The following is a 1,054-nucleotide window of genomic DNA, read 5'->3' on the forward strand; positions in this document are numbered from 1 at the left end:
ATGAACGGCGCGGCCGCGGGTACCCGGCACGGCGCCATCACGGCGGCGGACCGGGACGCCGTCACCACCGCGGGGCCGTGTCGGGCCGGGGACGTGCTCGGCCTGGTCGACGGCGAGATCGTCTGCGTCGGGTCGGGGTTCGACGAGGTGGGCGCGGAGGTCGCGGTGCGGTTGCTCGGCGGTGGTGGTGAGCTGCTCACCGTGGTCACCGGGCACGAGGCGCCTGGCGGTCTGGCCGACGCGGTGGCCGCGGCAGCCAGGACCGGGCGGCTCGACCTCGAGGTCAGCGTCATCGAGGGTGGTCAGCCGGTCTACCCGCTCCTGCTGGGGGTGGAGTGAACGTGGCCGACCGCTCGACCCGTCTGCGCAGCATCGTCGGCACCGTCGGTGAGAAGCTGGAGAAGTCTCGTGACGTGGGCACGGTGGGGGACCTGCTCGACTTCCTGCCCCGCCGCTACCTCGACCCCGACGTCGTGAGCGACCTGTCGGCTCTGCACGAGGGCGACTTCACCATGGTGATCGCGACGGTGAAGTCGGCCGTCATGCGGTCGATGCGTCAGCGCAAGGGGCGGATGCTGACCGTCACCCTCACCGACGGCAAGCACGACATGACCACGACCTTCTTCAAGCCCTACGGCCACGAGGGCAGGCTCACGCCGGGGCGGCGAGGCATGTTCGCCGGCAAGGTCGGCCGCTACCGGGGCACCTTCCAGCTGACCCACCCCAGCTACCACCTCATCGGTCAGGACGGTGACGAGCTCGACGTCTATGACGGTGGCCTGGTGCCGGTCTACCTCGACGTCAAGAACGTCACGTCGCTGATGGTCACGGAGGCGGTGAAGGTGGCCTTCCACCACCTCGACGACCTCCCCGATCCGGTGCCCCCGCAGGTGCGCTCGCGGCGTGGCCTCGCCGGGGAGCTCGAGGCCTACCGCCTGGCCCATCTCCCGCGCGACCGGCACGACGTCGCGCGGGCCATGCGCCGCATGCGGTATGCCGAGGCGTTCGTCGTGCAGACCGCGCTCGCGGTGCGCCGGGCGGCCCACCAGCAGCA

The 1,054-nt window shown here is 71.4% G+C and carries 2 pseudogenes; both read left to right on the plus strand.

Features of this window, described 5'->3' with window-relative positions:
• Positions 1–339, plus strand: a pseudogene (locus FRW57_RS21990) (DAK2 domain-containing protein); the annotation flags it as partial.
• A 2-nt stretch (positions 340–341) separates the two neighbouring features.
• Positions 342–1,054: pseudogene (locus FRW57_RS21995) on the plus strand (ATP-dependent DNA helicase RecG); the annotation flags it as partial.

Source organism: Segeticoccus rhizosphaerae, from assembly GCF_009192725.1.
In the GTDB taxonomy this organism is placed as follows: Bacteria; Actinomycetota; Actinomycetes; order Actinomycetales; family Dermatophilaceae; genus Segeticoccus; species Segeticoccus rhizosphaerae.